General features: G+C 71.9%; 19 protein-coding genes and 1 pseudogene. 11 read left to right on the top strand and 9 right to left on the bottom strand.

The window, feature by feature from the left end; translation table 11 throughout:
• The 3 genes from Q7T15_RS11850 to Q7T15_RS11840 all read left to right on the top strand — a co-directional run.
• On the top strand, nucleotides 1–368 hold a 368-nt coding region (locus Q7T15_RS11850; protein ID WP_304696471.1), incomplete at its 5' end, for a LytTR family DNA-binding domain-containing protein.
• Between the two features lie 29 nt (nucleotides 369–397).
• Complete coding sequence (locus Q7T15_RS11845; protein ID WP_304696470.1) at nucleotides 398–745, top strand: hypothetical protein; 348 nt, start codon at nucleotides 398–400, stop codon at nucleotides 743–745.
• Complete coding sequence (locus Q7T15_RS11840; RefSeq protein WP_304696469.1) at nucleotides 742–2,217, top strand: cation acetate symporter; 1,476 nt, start codon at nucleotides 742–744, stop codon at nucleotides 2,215–2,217. The genes Q7T15_RS11845 and Q7T15_RS11840 overlap by 4 nt, the downstream gene beginning before the upstream one ends.
• An 18-nt stretch (nucleotides 2,218–2,235) precedes the next feature.
• Here Q7T15_RS11840 and Q7T15_RS11835 read toward each other — a convergent pair whose 3' ends face one another.
• From Q7T15_RS11835 to Q7T15_RS11820, 4 genes are all read right to left on the bottom strand, one after another.
• Nucleotides 2,236–3,171, bottom strand: a complete 936-nt coding sequence (locus Q7T15_RS11835) for a DMT family transporter (RefSeq protein ID WP_304696468.1) — start codon at nucleotides 3,169–3,171, stop codon at nucleotides 2,236–2,238.
• Nucleotides 3,172–3,241: 70 nt separating this feature from the next.
• Nucleotides 3,242–3,568 carry a chorismate mutase gene (locus Q7T15_RS11830; RefSeq protein ID WP_304696467.1) on the bottom strand — a complete coding sequence of 109 codons (327 nt, stop codon included), beginning with the start codon at nucleotides 3,566–3,568 and terminating at the stop codon, nucleotides 3,242–3,244.
• Between the two features lie 48 nt (nucleotides 3,569–3,616).
• On the bottom strand, nucleotides 3,617–3,925 hold the full coding sequence (locus tag Q7T15_RS11825) for a hypothetical protein (protein ID WP_304696466.1): 309 nt from the start codon (nucleotides 3,923–3,925) through the stop codon (nucleotides 3,617–3,619).
• A complete protein-coding gene (locus tag Q7T15_RS11820; protein ID WP_304696465.1) occupies nucleotides 3,922–4,734 on the bottom strand; it encodes a hypothetical protein in 813 nt (270 codons plus the stop codon). The genes Q7T15_RS11825 and Q7T15_RS11820 overlap by 4 nt, the downstream gene beginning before the upstream one ends.
• Nucleotides 4,735–4,856: 122 nt before the next feature.
• Between Q7T15_RS11820 and Q7T15_RS11815 the strand changes: the two genes are divergently transcribed.
• Nucleotides 4,857–5,300: a four-helix bundle copper-binding protein gene (locus Q7T15_RS11815; RefSeq protein WP_304696464.1), complete on the top strand. Its 444-nt coding sequence runs from the start codon at nucleotides 4,857–4,859 to the stop codon at nucleotides 5,298–5,300.
• Between the two features lie 100 nt (nucleotides 5,301–5,400).
• Here the strand turns inward: Q7T15_RS11815 and Q7T15_RS11810 are convergent, their stop codons facing one another.
• Nucleotides 5,401–6,369: a hypothetical protein gene (locus tag Q7T15_RS11810; RefSeq protein ID WP_304696463.1), complete on the bottom strand. Its 969-nt coding sequence runs from the start codon at nucleotides 6,367–6,369 to the stop codon at nucleotides 5,401–5,403.
• Nucleotides 6,370–6,493: 124 nt separating this feature from the next.
• Here Q7T15_RS11810 and Q7T15_RS11805 point away from each other — a divergent pair, with 124 nt between their 5' ends.
• On the top strand, nucleotides 6,494–7,285 hold the full coding sequence (locus Q7T15_RS11805; protein ID WP_304696462.1) for a glycosyltransferase family 2 protein: 792 nt from the start codon (nucleotides 6,494–6,496) through the stop codon (nucleotides 7,283–7,285).
• Here Q7T15_RS11805 and Q7T15_RS11800 read toward each other — a convergent pair.
• Complete coding sequence (locus tag Q7T15_RS11800) at nucleotides 7,257–8,543, bottom strand: adenylosuccinate synthase (RefSeq protein WP_304696461.1); 1,287 nt, start codon at nucleotides 8,541–8,543, stop codon at nucleotides 7,257–7,259. The genes Q7T15_RS11805 and Q7T15_RS11800 overlap by 29 nt on opposite strands.
• A 74-nt stretch (nucleotides 8,544–8,617) precedes the next feature.
• Nucleotides 8,618–9,244 (bottom strand): TetR/AcrR family transcriptional regulator, encoded by a 627-nt coding sequence (locus tag Q7T15_RS11795; RefSeq protein WP_304696460.1) that lies wholly within the window; start codon nucleotides 9,242–9,244, stop codon nucleotides 8,618–8,620.
• 82 nt (nucleotides 9,245–9,326) lie between these two features.
• On the opposite strand from Q7T15_RS11795, the gene Q7T15_RS11790 reads away from it, so the two are divergent.
• Nucleotides 9,327–10,763 (top strand): MFS transporter, encoded by a 1,437-nt coding sequence (locus Q7T15_RS11790; protein ID WP_304696459.1) that lies wholly within the window; start codon nucleotides 9,327–9,329, stop codon nucleotides 10,761–10,763.
• Between the two features lie 166 nt (nucleotides 10,764–10,929).
• Nucleotides 10,930–11,352 (top strand): DUF3253 domain-containing protein, encoded by a 423-nt coding sequence (locus Q7T15_RS11785; protein ID WP_304696458.1) that lies wholly within the window; start codon nucleotides 10,930–10,932, stop codon nucleotides 11,350–11,352.
• 21 nt (nucleotides 11,353–11,373) lie between these two features.
• On the opposite strand, the gene Q7T15_RS11780 is transcribed toward Q7T15_RS11785, so the two are convergent.
• Nucleotides 11,374–11,742, bottom strand: coding sequence for a nuclear transport factor 2 family protein (locus Q7T15_RS11780; protein WP_304696457.1), 369 nt, complete (start codon nucleotides 11,740–11,742; stop codon nucleotides 11,374–11,376).
• A gap of 10 nt (nucleotides 11,743–11,752) precedes the next feature.
• Complete coding sequence (locus Q7T15_RS11775) at nucleotides 11,753–12,394, bottom strand: RNA methyltransferase (protein ID WP_304696456.1); 642 nt, start codon at nucleotides 12,392–12,394, stop codon at nucleotides 11,753–11,755.
• Nucleotides 12,395–12,536: 142 nt separating this feature from the next.
• On the opposite strand from Q7T15_RS11775, the gene Q7T15_RS11770 reads away from it, so the two are divergent.
• The 4 genes and pseudogenes from Q7T15_RS11770 to Q7T15_RS11755 all read left to right on the top strand — a co-directional run.
• Nucleotides 12,537–12,794 (top strand): hypothetical protein, encoded by a 258-nt coding sequence (locus Q7T15_RS11770; protein WP_182491229.1) that lies wholly within the window; start codon nucleotides 12,537–12,539, stop codon nucleotides 12,792–12,794.
• A 2-nt stretch (nucleotides 12,795–12,796) separates the two neighbouring features.
• The gene (locus Q7T15_RS11765) at nucleotides 12,797–15,514 is read left to right on the top strand and encodes a DNA methyltransferase (RefSeq protein ID WP_304696455.1); all 2,718 of its coding nucleotides are present in this window, start codon (nucleotides 12,797–12,799) and stop codon (nucleotides 15,512–15,514) included.
• Between the two features lie 67 nt (nucleotides 15,515–15,581).
• Nucleotides 15,582–15,713, top strand: coding sequence for a hypothetical protein (locus Q7T15_RS11760; protein ID WP_304696454.1), 132 nt, complete (start codon nucleotides 15,582–15,584; stop codon nucleotides 15,711–15,713).
• 88 nt (nucleotides 15,714–15,801) lie between these two features.
• Nucleotides 15,802–15,993: pseudogene (locus tag Q7T15_RS11755) on the top strand (hypothetical protein); the annotation flags it as partial.

The raw sequence follows: 15,993 nt of genomic DNA, 5'->3' as shown, positions 1-15,993 counted from the left end.
CGGCCGCCCCGCCCACCGCGAGCACCCCCGCCCTCGTCGCCGTGAGCCTCGGCGGCACGACGCGCATGATCCGGCAGGACTCGATCCAGTTCGTGCAGGCCCAGGGCGACTACGCGCGCCTGCACACCGACGACGGCAGCTACCTCGTGCGCGTGCCGATGAGCGACCTCGAGCGGCAGTGGTCGGCGGCCGGCTTCGTGCGGATCCACCGCTCGTACCTCGTCTCACTCGCGCACGTGTCGCGCCTGCGCCTCGGCGCGAGCAGCCCGACCGTGCTCGTCGGCGGCACCGAGCTCCCCGTGAGCCGCCGCCTCCTCCCGGCCCTGCGCGACCGCGTCGCCGCCAACCGCATCCGGCCGCGGGCGTGAGCGAGGGGGTTCGCCCGCAGCGGGTGCGGGTGACGGCGCCGAGACCCGGCGAGCCCATCGCGGCCCCGGCGGAGCATCCGTCGATCGAGCGCAGCGACACGGCGACGGTCTACGTGAGGTCGCTCATCCGGTCGCAGCTGCGCCTCGCGATCATCTGCGCGAGCGGCTTCATCGTGAGCCTCGGGATGCTCTGGGCCGTCCTCGCCGCCGCTCCCGCCCTCGAGGCGGTCGTCGTCGCCGGCGCACCCGTGTCGTGGCTGCTGCTGGCGTTCGGCGCCTACCCGGCGATCCTCGCGTTCGCCGTCATCTTCGTCGTCGCGAGCACCCGCAACGAGGCGGGCTACCGCTCGCTCATGAGCGCGGATCCCGAGTCGTGAACCCCGTCCTCGGCTACGTCGCGATCGCCGCGGTCACGATCGCGACGGCGCTCATCGGCTTCTTCGGCCTGCGCATCTCGCGCACGACGCAGGACTTCTACGTCGCCTCGCGCACCGTCCGCCCGTGGTGGAACGCCTCGGCGATCGGCGGCGAGTACCTCTCGGCGGCGAGCGTGCTCGGCATCGCGGGGCTCATCCTCCTGCAGGGGGCGGGCGGGCTGTGGTTCCCGATCGGGTACACGGCCGGCTACCTCATGCTGCTGCTGTTCGTCGCGGCCCCGCTGCGGCGGTCGGGCGCGTACACGATCCCCGACTTCACGGGCGCGCGGCTCGAGTCGCGGCTCGTGCGGCGGCTGACGACGGTGCTCGTGATCCTCATCGGCTGGTTCTACATCGTGCCGCAGCTGCAGGGCGCCGCGCTGACGATCCGCATCACGACGGGCCTGCCGTCGTGGATGGGCGCCGCGGCCGTGTCGATCATCGTCGGCCTCATCGTCGCCGCGGGCGGGATGCGCTCCATCACGTTCGTGCAGGCGTTCCAGTTCTGGCTCAAGCTCACGGCGATCGCCGTGCCGGCCGTCCTGCTGCTCATCACCGTGGGCCGCGATGGCGGGCCGGGCGTCGACCCGGCGGTCGCGTTCCCGGCGGCGCTGGGCCCGGCATCCCTCGATGTCTACTCGACCGTCTCACTCGTCATCGCCCTGCTGCTCGGCACGATGGGCCTGCCGCACGTGCTCGTGCGCTTCTACACGAACCCCGACGGCGCGGCCGCGCGGCGCACGACCCTCATCGTGCTCGGGCTGCTCTCGGTGTTCTACATCTTCCCGACGGTCATCGGGCTGCTCGGCCGGGCGCTCGCCCCCGAGCTCGCGAGCCCCGGCGAGGCCGACGCGCTCGTGCTGCTGCTGCCGGGCATGGTCATCGGCGGGATGCTCGGCGACGTGCTCACCGCGCTCGTCATCGCGGGAGCCTTCGGCGCCTTCCTCTCGACGTCGTCGGGCCTCGTCGTGTCGCTCGCGGGCGTGATCTCGCAGGAGCTCGCGGGCGGCTCCGTCCGCGGCTTCCGCATCGCGGCGATCGCCTCCTCGCTCGTGCCGCTCGCGGTCGCGCTCGTGCTCGAGCCGGGCGGGCTCGCCGGCAGCGTCGGGCTCGTGTTCGCCTTCACGGCATCGACCCTGTGCCCCGTGCTCGTGCTCGGCATCTGGTGGCGGGGGCTGACGGCGCGCGGCGCGGTGGCGGGGATGCTCGGCGGCGGCCTCTTCTGCGGAGCGGCCATCCTGCTCGGGCCGCTCCTCGCGGCTGCCGGGGGCTGGCCCGCCTGGCTGCAGGCCGCCCTCGCTCAGCCCGCGGCGTGGACGGTGCCCCTCGCGTTCGCCCTCACCGTCGTCGTGTCGCGCCTCGACCGCCGCCGCGCGCCCCGCGGCGCCGATCGCGTGCTCGCGCGCCTGCACGCGCCCGAGGCCGCCGCGTAGTCCTGGCGCCGCCGGCCCTCAGCCGACCCGGCGCGGCCAGCGCAGGCGCCGCTGCGCGAGCAAGACGCCGACGATGACGAGCAGCGCCCCGACGGGCTCGTTCCACACGAGCACCTCGCCGAGCACGAGGATTCCGAGCACGACCCCGACGACGGGAGTGATGTACGTGACGGTCGCGGCCCGGGTGGCGCCCCACGCGCGCACGACGTTCTGGTTCCAGACGTAGGCGAAGCCCGTGCCGAACGCGCCGAGCAGCACGATCGCGACGACCACCGTCACATCGAGCCGAAGCGGAGACGGGCTCGCGATCGGCGCGAGCGCGAGCAGCAGCACGGCCGCGATCGCGATGTAGACGAACGTGAACGACACCGCCGAGACGCCCGTGTCGGTCAGGAACCTCCGCATGTACGACAGGCTGAACCCGTAGCAGGCGGTCGCTCCGAGCATCGCGAGCTGCGGCACGAGGTCGCCGCCGAGCTCGACCCCCTGCCACGGTCCGATGATGACGATGACGCCGACGATGCCGATCGCGATGCCGAGCACTTGCGCGCGCGTGAGCCTCTCGACCCGCAGCACGAGCGAGGCGATGATCGCCGTCATGATCGGCGTCGTCGCGTTGTAGACGCTCGCGAGCCCCGAGGCGACGTACTGCTGCGCCCACGCGAACAGCAGGTACGGAAGCACGCAGAAGGTCACGCCGACGACGGCGAGGTGCCCGTAGATGCGCCCCCACGCCGGGAGCCGGTCGCGCGTGACGAGCACGATGAGCCCGAGCGTGAGCGCCCCGAGCACGGCTCGCCCGGCCGCGACCTGCACGGGCGTCATGCCCGTGAGCGCGATCGCGATGAACAGGAAGCTCGCGCCCCACACGAGCCCGCTGAGCGCGAACTGCGTCGCGACCCAGCCCTCGCGGGGCGCGGCGGATGCCCGCGGCGCGGCGCTCGATTCGGTCACGTCCCGACGCTAGCGGCTCGCGCCGACGCCGCAGGCTGCGCGCGAGCGCGACGGCCGAAAGCCGCCGCGACTACCCCTGCGGCGCGCCCGGCTCGGCCGAGATCGCGCCGGTCGACGCGATCTGCTCGTGGTGGTGGATCACCTCGGCGACGATGAAGCTCAGGAACTTCTCCGCGAACGCGGGATCGAGCTCGGCCTCCTCGGCGAGCGCCCGCAGCCGCGCGATCTGGATGCGCTCGCGGTCGGGGTCGGAGGCCGGCAGCCCGACGGCGGCCTTGAGGCGCCCGACGGTCTGCGTGCACTTGAACCGCTCCGCGAGCAGGTGCACGAGCGCCGCGTCGATGTTGTCGATGCTCTTGCGCAGCGAGCCGAGCTCGCCGAGGGCCGCGTCGTCCATGCTCCGAGCGTATCCCGCGCGCGAGCGCGCTGGCCGCCCGAGGCGGGGTCAGTCGTCGGCGATCTCGGTCTCGGCGCGCTGCGCCCAGACGTCGAGCTCCTCGCGCTCGATCGCGCGGATCGCCTCGTCGACCTCAGCGGGCGTCACGAGCCCGTCGGCGACGGCCCGCTCGACATCGCCCTCGCTCAGCAGCACCGCCGCGAGCAGCACGCCGCGCGCGCTCAGGTCGCTCGGAAGCTCGCGCGCGAGCGTCGGATGCGGGCTGGGCGCGGGCTCGGGGTCTCCTGCGCACCCGGCGAGGCCGAGTGCCGCGAGCAGTGCGATCGATGCGGCGAGGGATGCCCTCGCCCGCATCACTTCCCGCCGGGCTTGCCGGCGTGGTCGGGCTTGCCGCCCCCGCCGCCGTTGCCCGATCCGCCGACCTTGTCGGCCTTGTCCGGCTTGCCGGTCTTCTCCGGCTTGCCCGGCTTCTCCGGCTTGCCCGGCTTCTCGGCCGACTCGGTCTCGGCGTCGGTCGACTCGTCGCCGCTCTCGAGCTTGGACATCGCGCGCTCGAGGCGTGCGGCGTCGCGGTCGGCGACGCGCTCCTGCGTGCGGTCGAGCTTGTCGAGCGCCTTGGCGAGGCGCCGGTCCAGCTCCGCCTGCGCGGCGGCGCGCTCCTCCTCGGGGAGGGCGGCGATGGCCTCGCTCTGCGACTCGAGGAACTGCACGAGGGTCTCGGCGAACGCGACCTGCAGTCGACCGGAGAACGCGACGGCGCAATCGCCCTTGCCGCCCTCGGCCTCGGCGCGGCACGCGTCGAACTCGGTCTTGACCTCGGCGAACGCGGTGCGCCACAGCTCGGCGCGCTCGTTCCAGGCGAGGAAGGACTCCTCGAGCTCCTCCTCGGTCGACTCCTCGGAGTCGCCCTCGGCGTCGTCCTCGGTTCCGTCCTCGACTCCATCGTCCGTGCCGTCCTCGACGGGCTCCTCGAGCGCGTCGTCGAGCAGCTCCTCATCGACGAGGTCGTCGACGAGCTCCTCGATCGCGTCGACGCCGAGCGACGACAGCGCGGTCGACACCGTCGTCCGCATGTCCGTCGCGAACGCGGCGGTTCCGATTCCTCCGATGACGAGCACGGCCATAGCGGTGCTCGCGGCGAGCGCGATGAGTCCCCGATTCCCCATGCCCGCACTGTACGCCCGACCGGTCCGGGCGCGCGTTCCCGCGAACGGGGGCACGGTACCCGCGGTTCGCAGCTTCGGCAACGGGGTGGGGGCGACGGATGCCCGGGGTTACGGTTCCGCGCATGACTGATCACGCCGCTTCCCCCGACCCCTCGACCGGCTCGACCCTCATCGAGCGCATCTCCCTCAGCCACCCCCGTTCCGGCGCGGAGGGCCGTCTCTACGCCGAGGCGCTGCAGGCCCTCGCCGAGTGCGCGACCGCGTGCACCGTGTGCGCCGACGCCTGCCTGAGCGAGGACGACCCGACCGCGATGCTCGAGTGCGTGCGCGTCGACCTGCTGTGCGCCGCGATCTGCGCGGCGACGACGCAGGCCGTCGCCGGCGCGCCCGAGGAGCACTCGTCGATCATGCGCGCCCAGCTGCAGGCGTGCATCGAGGCCTGCCGCTCGTGCGCCGAGGAGTGCGAGCAGCACGCCGGGCACCACGAGCACTGCAAGCTGTGCGCCGAGGCGTGCCGCCGCTGCGAGCAGGCCTGCGAGGCCCTGCTCGCCGTCATCGGCCGCTGACGGCCGGCGGCGCGGGACCGCACGACACGAGCACCCCCGGACGACGAACGGCGCGGGCCCCGATCGATCGGGGCCCGCGCCGTTCGCGGTGAGTCGGGTATCAGCGCGCGCTCTCGAGCTCGCGCACGTCGCGCACGGCGGTCTCGGCGGTCGCCGCGGCATCGGCCGAGCGGGCTCCGCGCTCGTCCTCCTGCACGTCGACGTCGCGCAGGGCGAGGGCGGCGGCGCTGAGCACGCGATCCCCCTCGATGACGTCGCACGCGCGCAGAGCGCTCTCGGCGTGCATCCATGCGTCGAGGGTGTGCGCGGCGGCGACGTGGTCGACGAGTCGGCGGGCGTCGCGCGCGAAGCGCCGGGCGTCGGTGCGCACCGGTGCGCTCGCGTCGTCGAAGGGGATCTCGACGTCGAAGCGCGCCGCCGCGGCGGCGATGCAGCCGGCGAGCGGGGGCAGCTGGGCGGCGGCGGCGGTACGGCCCCGCAGCGCGGTCGCCGCGAGCATCGTCGCGGTCGTCCGGGCGGTGATGACGCGGACGTCGACGGCGTCGACGTAGTGGCCGGGCGCGCAGTCGAGGCCCGCGCGCTCGAGCGCGGCCGACAGCTCCGGAAGGGAGTCGCAGCTCGCCGACACAGCGGCGATCGCGAGGAACTCGTCGAGCTCGGCGGTCGTCGCCTCCTCGCGGAGGAAGGCGGCGAGACGGTCGGTGCCGTCGGCCACGATCGGGGCGCGCGCGAGGCGGTCGCGCAGCGCCTCGTCGAGTGCCGTCTCGAGCGTCCTGCGGACCTCGGCGAGGATCCCGTCCTCCGCCCAGCGCGAGTCGACGCCGACGATGCCGCCGTCGCCGAGCGCGTGGAGGAAGAGCAGCGCGAGCTGCAGATCGTCGTCGGTCAGGATGTCGCGGCTGTTGATCACGGCGCGCTCGACCTGAGCATCCAGCGACGAGACGATGGGCGGCAGGCCGATCGGTCCGGTGACGACGGCGACGACCGCGGCGCTCACGGGGCCGCGCGGAGTGGGGATGGCCATGGGCTCGCGCGTCGAGCGCGCGGCGGGGGCGATGCGGGTGGTCATAGTAGCGACGGTAGGTGCGCGCAAGAATGGCGAACAGGGGATTGACAGGCGTGCGCCGGTTCGATGGGGTCGGGTGTGCGCGCGGAGCAGCCGGGCTCCGCGCCCCCGATCGGAAGGACCCCGGATGACCGAGACCGCACGCGCGGAGCCCACCGTCTCGGTCGTGATCCCGGTGCGCGATGACGCCGTCTACCTCGAGCGGTGCCTGCGCGCGCTCGCGGTGCAGACGTCTCCGCCGCTCGAGATCGTCGTCGTCGACAACGGCAGCACCGATGAGAGCGCCGCCGTCGCCCGTCGCCACGGAGCCCGTGTCGTCGAGCAGCCGCAGGTGGGCATCCCGATCGCGAGCGCGACCGGGTACGACGCCGCCGTCGGCGACGTCATCGCGCGTCTGGATTCCGACAGTCGGCCCGGCCCGGAGTGGGTCGCCACGGTGCAGCGGCTCTTCGCCGAGCATCCGGAGGCGGATGCCCTCACCGGCAGCGGCCTGCTCGAGACGGACGAGGGCGAGCCGCAGCCCGTGCGGTCGCGCCTCTACCTCGGGCCGTACTTCGTCCTCGTGCGGTGGGCGCTCGCGAACCTGCCCGTGTTCGGGTCGGCGATGGCACTGCGGCGCTCGGTGTGGGAACGCGTCGCCGAAGATGTGTGCCGGTACGACGCCGACGTGCACGACGACATGGATCTCAGCGTGCACCTCGGCCCCGACGCCGTCGTGCTCTTCGACGACCGGCTGACCCTGCCGGTGTCGGCGCGCCCGCTCGAGGACGTGCCGTCGATGCTCCGCCGCGGATGGCGCGGCATGTACACGCTCGCTCGGCACTGGCCGCGCGAGCACCCCGTCGGGCGGCACGTCCGGCGGCTGCGGGCGCGCCGGTCCGTCCGGCGGCTCAGTCGAGCAGGTCGTGCCGCGCGATGATCGCGTCGCGACCGGGGCCCACGCCGATCGCCGAGATGCGCGCGCCGCTCATCGCCTCGATCGCGAGCACGTAGTCCTGGGCGTTCTTCGGGAGATCCTCGAACGTGCGCGCGCCTGAGATGTCCTCCGACCAGCCGGCGAACTCCTCGTAGATCGGCGTCGCGTGGTGGAAGTCGCTCTGCGAGACCGGGACCTCGTCAACCCGCACGCCGTCGACCTCGTAGGCGACGCAGACGGGGATGCGCTCGAGCCCGGTGAGCACGTCGAGCTTCGTCATGACGTAGTCGGTCACGCCGTTGATGCGGGCCGAGTAGCGCGCGATGGGCGCGTCGTACCAGCCGCAGCGTCGCGGGCGGCCCGTCGTCGTGCCGAACTCGTGGCCGTTCTCGCGCAGGAAGTCGCCCGAGGCATCGAAGAGCTCGGTCGGGAACGGCCCGGAGCCGACGCGCGTCGTGTACGCCTTGACGATGCCGATGACGCGGTCGATGCGGTTCGGGGCGATGCCCGACCCGGTCGCGGCGCCGCCGGAGGTCGCGCTCGAGGAGGTGACGAAGGGGTAGGTGCCGTGGTCGACGTCGAGCATCGTCGCCTGGCCGCCCTCGAAGAGCACGGTCTCGCCGCGCTCGAGCGCCTGGTGCAGCTCGAGAGCCGTGTCGACGACCATCGGGCGAAGGCGCTCGGCGTACGACAGCAGCTCGGTCACGATCTCGTCGACGGCGATCGCGCGACGGTTGTAGACCTTCACGAGCAGGTGGTTCTTCTGGTCGAGGGCCCCCTCGACCTTCTGGCGCAGGATGTTCTCGTCGAACAGATCCTGCATGCGGATTCCCACGCGGTTGATCTTGTCGGCGTACGTCGGGCCGATGCCGCGACCGGTCGTGCCGATCTGGCGCTTGCCGAGGAATCGCTCGGTGACCTTGTCGAGCGTCCGGTGGTACGCCGTGATGACGTGCGCGTTGGCGCTGATCCGCAGCTTCGACACGTCGACGCCGCGGGCCGAGAGGGCCTCGAGCTCCTGGAAGAGCACCTCGATGTCGATGACGACGCCGTTGGAGATGACGGGCGTGACGCCGGGGGTCAGGATTCCGCTCGGGAGCAGGTGCAGCGCGTACTTCTCGTCGCCGATGACGACCGTGTGACCGGCGTTGTTGCCGCCGTTGAACTTGACGACGTAGTCAATGCGGCCGGCGAGGAGGTCGGTCGCCTTGCCCTTGCCCTCGTCGCCCCACTGGGCTCCGATGATGACGGCGGCTGGCATAGGGGGTCCCTTCGAATCGGAATGGGATTGCACCCCAGCCTATCGGGCGGGTGCGGCGGGGCGCGGGGCGCGGCTCAGCTGAGCCACTGGCCGCGCGCGGGCGCGCGGTCGGCCGCCGCGAGAGTGCCGGGCGCGATCGCGAGGCGGGCCTCGACGGCGCCGAAGACGACCTCGTCGGCGGCCCGGGCATCCACGATGCCCATCGCGTGGTGCTGCACGGCCATGCCGTCGGCGAGGGCCGTGAGCATGCGCGAGTCGGCGTCGACGTCGAGACTGGATGCGGCTCCCGCGGCGACCGCGCGCCGGATCACGTCGGCGAGGATCCGCTCGCAATCGCGGTGGTGGCGCGCCACGGCGGCGGCGAGCGCGGCGTTGCGCGGGGCCTCGCTCCACGCGTCGATCCAGACGAGGTAGTGGTCCTCGGGCGTGGTCGCGAACCACGCGGCGAGCGCGGCGACCGGGTCGAGGCCGGCGAGCATCGCCTCATCGCTGGCGAGCTCGGCGGTCACCGCGTGGTCGAACGCGGCGGCGACGAGCTCGTCGCGGCTGGCGAAGTAGTGGCGGATGAGCCCGTGCACGATGCCGACCTCGGCCGCGACGTCGCGCAGGGTCACGCTCGCGAAGCCCTTGCGCGCGACGAGGCGCAGGGTCGCGCCGATGATCTGCTCGCGACGCTCCTCGGAGCTCTTCCGTTCGGCCACGCGTCGAGCATAGGCGCTCGTTGTCCGCGCGGATAAGGCGTGCTAGCGTTGTTGTCCAGTTGGACAACTTTGGAGCGGGAGAATGACGACCATGGAGCGGGCGATGACCGGAGCGGGCGCGAACGGCGGAGCCGACGGCACCCGCGGTCGCGGCGCGGGCGACGCTCGCGAAAGCGCCGCGACGTCCGCCGCCCGCCGCGCTCGGCTGCTCGTGCCGAGCGTCGTCGCGGCGATGGTGCTGCTGTCGTCGGCGTCGTTCGTGATCTTCCCGCTCATCCCCGCGCTGCAGGGCTCGCTCGGCGTGAGCACGGCCGAGGTCGGCTACCTCGCCGCCGCGGGGTTCGCCGCCGCGCTCGTCGCGGAGCTCCTCGTCGCGCCCGCGGCCGACCGCGGGCACGCGCGCCTCATGGCCGTCATCGGAGTGCTCATGGTCGCCGGGTCGCTCGGTCTCAGCGCCGCGGCGGCCGAGGGCTGGCAGCTCATCGCGGGGCGCGCGGTCGGCGGCTTCGGCTTCGGCATCTTCGTCATCGCGGCGAGCGCCCTCATCGTGCGTCACGACCACCGCCGCAGCGGTGAGCTGCTCGGTCGCCTCGGGGCCGCCGAGCTCGCCGGCATCGCGGTCGGGCCGCTCGGCTCGGGCCTCGCACTGTCGTTCGCCGGGCCGTCGGCGATCCTCGCCGTCTCGGCGGTCGTCGTGCTCGTCGCCCTCGTGCCGGTGCTCGTCGGGTTCCGCGAGGCGACCGCGTCGGGGACGCGGGGCGGCGCGCGCGGCGGCCACGGGCATCCGCGCACCGGCGACTGCGACGCGACCCGCGGAGCGACCGACGGCACCGAGCCGATCGGCGACGATCCGCATCCCCCCACCGGCGGCATCGCCGCAGGTGTGCTCGGGTTCGACGGCACCGACGCCGACCGGTCGCTGCGGTTCGGGTCGAGCGCTCCGCGGACGAGCCTCGACCTGCTGCGCTCGCCGCGCATCGTCGGAATCGTGCTGCTCTACGCGGCCGTCATGGTGCCGACCGGGGCGTACGACGGCGTGTGGCCGCGCTTCATGGCCGACATCGGCGCCGACCCCGTGCTCACCGCGCTCAGCTACGCGCTCTTCGCCGTGCCGTACGTTCTCGTCGCCGGGTGGGCGGGTCGCCTCGCCGATCGCCGCGGAGGGGTCTCGGCGTACGCACGCGGGATGCTCATCCTGCTGCCGATCGTGACGCTCTACGGCTTCGTGGCGAACCCGTTCATCGCGACCGGCATGGGGTTCGTCGAGTCGACGGGGCAGGCGCTCGCCTTCATCGGCGCGGCCGCGGCGATGGCGCACGCCGTCGACCCGGCCCGCGCGGGATCGGCCCAGGGGCTGCTGCGCGGCATCGGACTCGCGGCGGCGACCGTCGCGGCCGCGGTGTCGGGGCTCGCGTACGAGCTCGGCGGGGCGCTGCTGCTCTTCGGCGGAACGGCCGTCGCCGTTGCGGCGATCGCCGCGGTCGGGCTCCTGCTCGCGCGCACGCGTCGCGCCCGCTGATCGGTGCGGGCGCCGACGCGCAACTCAGGAACATGAGCCGGAAAGCTCGAACGCGGCGGCCACGAGGCGCCGAATTCCGCGGCAGATGCGCCGCGGCAGCGCACGGCTTCCTGAGTTGCGCATCGCGCTCGGGGCGCGCTCGGCGGCGCCGCGCAGAATGGCGGGCATGGGCCGACAGCGCGAGCCGCGCGACTCCGGGGGCGAGCGCGCCGACAAGGTGTGCCGCTCGTGCGGGCGCCGCATCGAGTGGCGCGCGGCGTGGGCGAAGAACTGGAACGACGTGGCCTACTGCAGCGACGCCTGCCGGGCAAGGAAGGTGCGACCGGTCGATCGCGAGCTCGAGGAGAGCATCCGCCGCCTGCTGGGCGAGCGCGCCGCGACGGCGACGATCTGCCCGAGCGAGGCCGCGCGCGCGGTTGCCGCGGCGCAGGGCGACGCGAGCGATGACGCCTGGCGCACGCTAATGGAGCCCGCACGCCGCGCCGCGCGGCGACTCGTCGCCGCGGGCGAGGTCGAGATCACGCAGTCTGGCCGGGTCGTCGAACCGTCGACGGCGAAGGGTCCTATCCGCATCCGTCGCGCCCGCTGAACGGGCGCCCGGCCGAGAGCGCTACCGAATCCGCGTCTGCTGGTGCGCCGCGACCCGCCAGCGACCCTCGACGTACGCGTAGGTCGTCGCCATGCGCCGTTCGAAGACCTGGCTGCCGCGGTGCGCGATCACGCGGTACACGAGCACGGCGGCGCGCTCGCCGAGGCGCACGATGCGGTGCTCGCTCATCGTGTACGAATCCCACGTCTGGCCCTCGAGGGCGGCGATCGCGGCGTCGCGCTCGATGATGCCGTCCTCGACGATGAGCACGCCGTCGGGCGTCATCGCGTGGTGGTAGAAGGTTCCGCCGTCGCCGCGACAGACCGCATCCCACCCCTCGTGCTCCTGGTGGATGAGCTGAGCAGGCAGATCGTCGGTGATCGCGGTCATGCCGACCAGGCTACGGCTCGACGCGACCCGGCGCGTGCACCCGCACCCACTCGTGCATGACGACCGCGGCGGCCGCGCTCGCGTTGATCGACCGCGTCGACCCGAACTGCCGGATCTCCACGACCCGGTCGGCGGCGGCGAGCGCCTCGTCCGAGAGGCCGGGGCCCTCCTGCCCGAACAGCAGCACGCATTCGCGCGGCAGGGGCGCGGCATCCACCGGCACCGAACCGGCCACGTTGTCGACTGCGACGATCGGCAGCGCGGATGCCCGGGCGAACGCCACGAGGTCGGCGATCGTCTCGTGGTGGGTCACGTGCTGGTAGCGGTCGGTGACCATGGCGCCCCGCTTGTTCCAGCGCCGGCGCCCGACGATGTGCACCTCCGCGGCGAGGAAGGCGTTGGCGCTCCGCACGATCGAGCCGATGTTCATGTCGTGCTGCCAGTTCTCGATCGCGACGTGGAACGGGTGCCGGCGGGCATCGAGGTCGGCGACGATCGCGGCCATGCTCCAGTAGCGGTAGCGGTCGATGACGTTGCGGCTGTCGCCGTCGCTCAGCAGCTCGGAGTCGAACTCGGGGCCGTCGGGCCACGGCTCGGGGTGCGGGCCGACGCCGTGCGTCGTGCGCTCGGGCCACGGCTCGGGGTCGGTCACGGCTCCAGGCTAGAGCTGTGCGAGCCGCACGCTCGCTCCTCCCCATCTCGAAGCAGGAACAGGTCGTGAGTGGGTCGCGCCGAGCCGGGGGCAGTGTCGCCGCTCAGCCGTACACTGACACCACGTCGATCGAGGAGTGGGCATGAGCACGTCGGCAGCAGATGACCGTTCAGAAGCTGAGGTCTCGCGCGAACGCGCTCTCGGCGAGATCAGCGACGTTCTTCTGAACCTCGAGCACACCCTCGCTCGCGCCAAGAAGGCGCTCGTGCGTGTGAAGAAGTCGGGCGGCGACCACAACGTCGAGCTCGCCCTTACCGAGCTGATCGCCGACCTCGAGCGCAACCACAAGCGGTTCATGCACGACACCTACTACGCCGGCGACACGCTGCGACTCATCTGACCGTGCGCAGCGGTCTCGAGATTCAGGCGGCTCTCGCTGTCTTCGTGAAGAAGTGGTCGGGGTTCTCCGGCACAGAGAAGGCCGAAGCGCAGACCTTCCTCAACGAACTCTTCGCCTGCTACGGCAGCGACCGCGGTGAGGTCGGTGCGCTGTTCGAAGACTTCGCCACGTCGGCCGGCTTCATGGATCTGCACTGGCCCGGGGTGCTCATCGTCGAGATGAAGGCGCCGACGGTCGACCTCGAGAAGGCTCGAGACCAGCGCCAGCGCTACTGGCTCGAGTCGTCCAATCCCGCGACTGACACGCCCGCCGCTCGGTGGGTGATCGCCTGCAACTTCCGCGAGTTCGAGGTCTGGGAGCCGGGGCGCTACCCCGGTGAAGCCCGTGCACGGTTCGCCCTGCACGAGCTGCCCGACCGCTACGACGCTCTGCTCTTCCTGCAGAGCGAGACGATCGAACCCGTCTTCGCCGAGCACCGGCGAGAGCTCACGACCGAGGCCGCGCGTCACATCGCCGACCTGTACACCGCGCTTGCCGACCGTGCCGCAGCACCGATCGACGAGATCCAGCGCTTCACGATGCAGCTCGTCTGGTGCCTCTTCGCCGAAGACCTCGGCATGCTCGAGGGCTACCCCCTGCAGGCGACGATCCTCGACCTCCTCGCGTCGCCGAACCCTGACAGCGCTCGCGACATCGGGTACCTGTTCGAGCTGCTCAACCAGAAGGGCAACCACAACCGGCACGGTCGCTACGAGGGCACGCGGTATGTGAACGGTGAACTCTTCGCGCGCCCGGCGAAGGTCTACATGACCAAGCCCGAGCTCGAGCACCTGCGGCGAGCGTCAGAGTTCGACTGGCGGGCCGTCGACCCGACCATCTTCGGCTCGCTCATGGAGGGCATCCTCGGCGACGAGCGCCGCGAGCGCCTCGGAGCGCACTACACGCACGAGGCCGACATCATGAAGATCGTCGCTCCGACCATCGTGCGCCCCTGGCGCGAGCGCATCGACGCGACCTCGACTCCTGCCGAGGTACGCGCGCTGCTCGATGAGCTCGTGACGTTCCGCGTGCTCGACCCCGCCTGCGGATGCGGCAACTTCCTCTACGTCTCGTACCGCGAGCTGCGCGGGCTCGAGCACGAGCTCAAGCAGCGCTATGCGCGGCTCTGCGCCGAGCACGGCGAGCCGGTCGCCACCGATCTGCCGTACTACCCGCTCAGCAACATCAAGGGCATCGACATCGAGCAGGTCGCGGTCATGGTTGCGCGAGTCACGCTGTGGATGGGCCATCGCCAGATGGTCGAGCGGTACGGCCCTGCCGAGCCGGTGCTGCCCCTCACTGACCTCTCGGGGGTGCGCGCCGCTGATGCGCTCCAGGCCGAGTGGCCGGAGGTCGACGCGATCGTCGGCAACCCGCCGTTCCTCGGGTCGCAGCTCCTGCGCGCGAGCCTCGGCGATGGGTATCTCAAGTGGCTGAACTCGAGCTTCGGCGTGGGCATCAAAGACCTCTGCGTCTACTGGTTCCGCAAGGCGCACGATCACCTCGAGCCGGGCCAGCGGGCGGGTCTCGTTGGAACCAACTCGGTGTCGCAGAACACGGCGCGCGATGCTTCGCTCGACTACATCGTCGAGAAGGGTGGCGTCATCACCGATGCCGTCTCGTCACAGCGCTGGCCGGGGGACGCGAAAGTTCACGTGAGCCTCGTCAACTGGGTGAAGCATCCACCGGCGCCCATCGAGCAGTTCGTTCTCGACGGCGACGAGGTCACGGGCATCACGAGCTCGCTCCGCGTCGGCGGTGCCGACGACTGGAAACCGCAGCCGCTCACCGCGAACCGCAACAAATGCTTCCAGGGGCCGATTCCCGTGGGCAAAGGGTTCATCGTCACCGAGGTCGAGGCGAAGGGGATGCTCGATGACGACTCTGCCGAATATGAGCAGGTGGTGCGACCCTTCCTGACGAGCGATGACATTGCCTCGCGACCTGACCAGTCGCCGAGCCGGTGGATCATTGACTTTGCGCAAATGGGTCTGGAGCAGGCAACGAAGTTCCCGAAATCACTCGCGATCGTTCGGGAACGCGTCAAGCCATTTCGCGAAACGGTACGGCGGGAGGGCCACCGGCTCAAATGGTGGCTGTACGGCGAACCTCGGGTCGGGCTCCGGAAGGCAACGGCGCCACTCGCCCGAGCCATCGCCGTCGGTGCTCACGCGAAGCGCTTGAATCTCACATGGATCGCTCCTCGAACTCTGGCGAATAACGCAAACATGGTCTTCGCGTTCGACGACGACTACAGCATGGGCATCCTGCTCTCGAAGGCGCACGACGCATGGGCGTGGGCGCAGTCGTCGACGCTCAAGGGCGACCTCCGCTACACGCCGACCACAGTGTTTGCCACGTTCCCCTGGCCCGACCCCGTGACCGATGCACAACGTCAGGCTGTGGCGACCGCAGCATCCGCCCTCTACCAACGCCGCAGCGAGCTCTGCCGCGAGCACAACATGGGCCTCACCGCGCTCTACAACCTCATGGACGACGGCGGCTTCGCCGATCTCGCCGCCCTGCACAAGAAGCTCGATGTCGCGGTCGCCGCTGCCTACGGATGGCCGGCGACGGTCGCACAGAACCCCACCGAACTCGTCGCTCGCCTCTCCGAGCTCAACAAGCTCATCGTGACGGGCGAACGCCAGTACGCGCCCTTCGGGACCACGCCGCTCTGAGCAAACCTCTCGATCGGATGTCGGTGCTCGCCGCTAGCGTGCGAGACGACCCGAAGGGAGGTGAACCATGGCGAAGACTCCGAAGAAGTCGTCGACCCCGTCGAAGGCTGCTCTTTCCAAAGCGGCCAAGACGCTCGCAAGCAACTCGTCGAGCAAGCCCGCCAAGTCGAAGGCAGGCTCCACGCTCGGCAAGGGCTGACCACCGGCGCTCGGTCGGCGCGACCCCGAATCGCGCCGGCCGGGCGCCCGCGAGCGCCGTATCCTTCCGCGCCTGTTAACCTCCCCCCATGACGCCCGAGCCCGCCCCGCTCTGGCACGCCGGCTCGCCCGATCTGCTCGTGCACGCCGACAACCTGGCCGCGATGCGGCGGATGCCCGACGCGAGCATGCGCATGGCCTACCTCGACCCGCCCTTCAACACGGGCCGCGCGCAGCTGCGCCGCACGACGACGCACAGCCGCGCATCCGCCGCCCCCGCG

Source organism: Microcella sp., from assembly GCF_030645145.1.
Classification (GTDB): Bacteria; Actinomycetota; Actinomycetes; order Actinomycetales; family Microbacteriaceae; genus Microcella.
The sequence above is the reverse complement of the archived record's forward strand: the minus strand, read 5'-3'. Positions and strand labels throughout refer to the sequence as shown.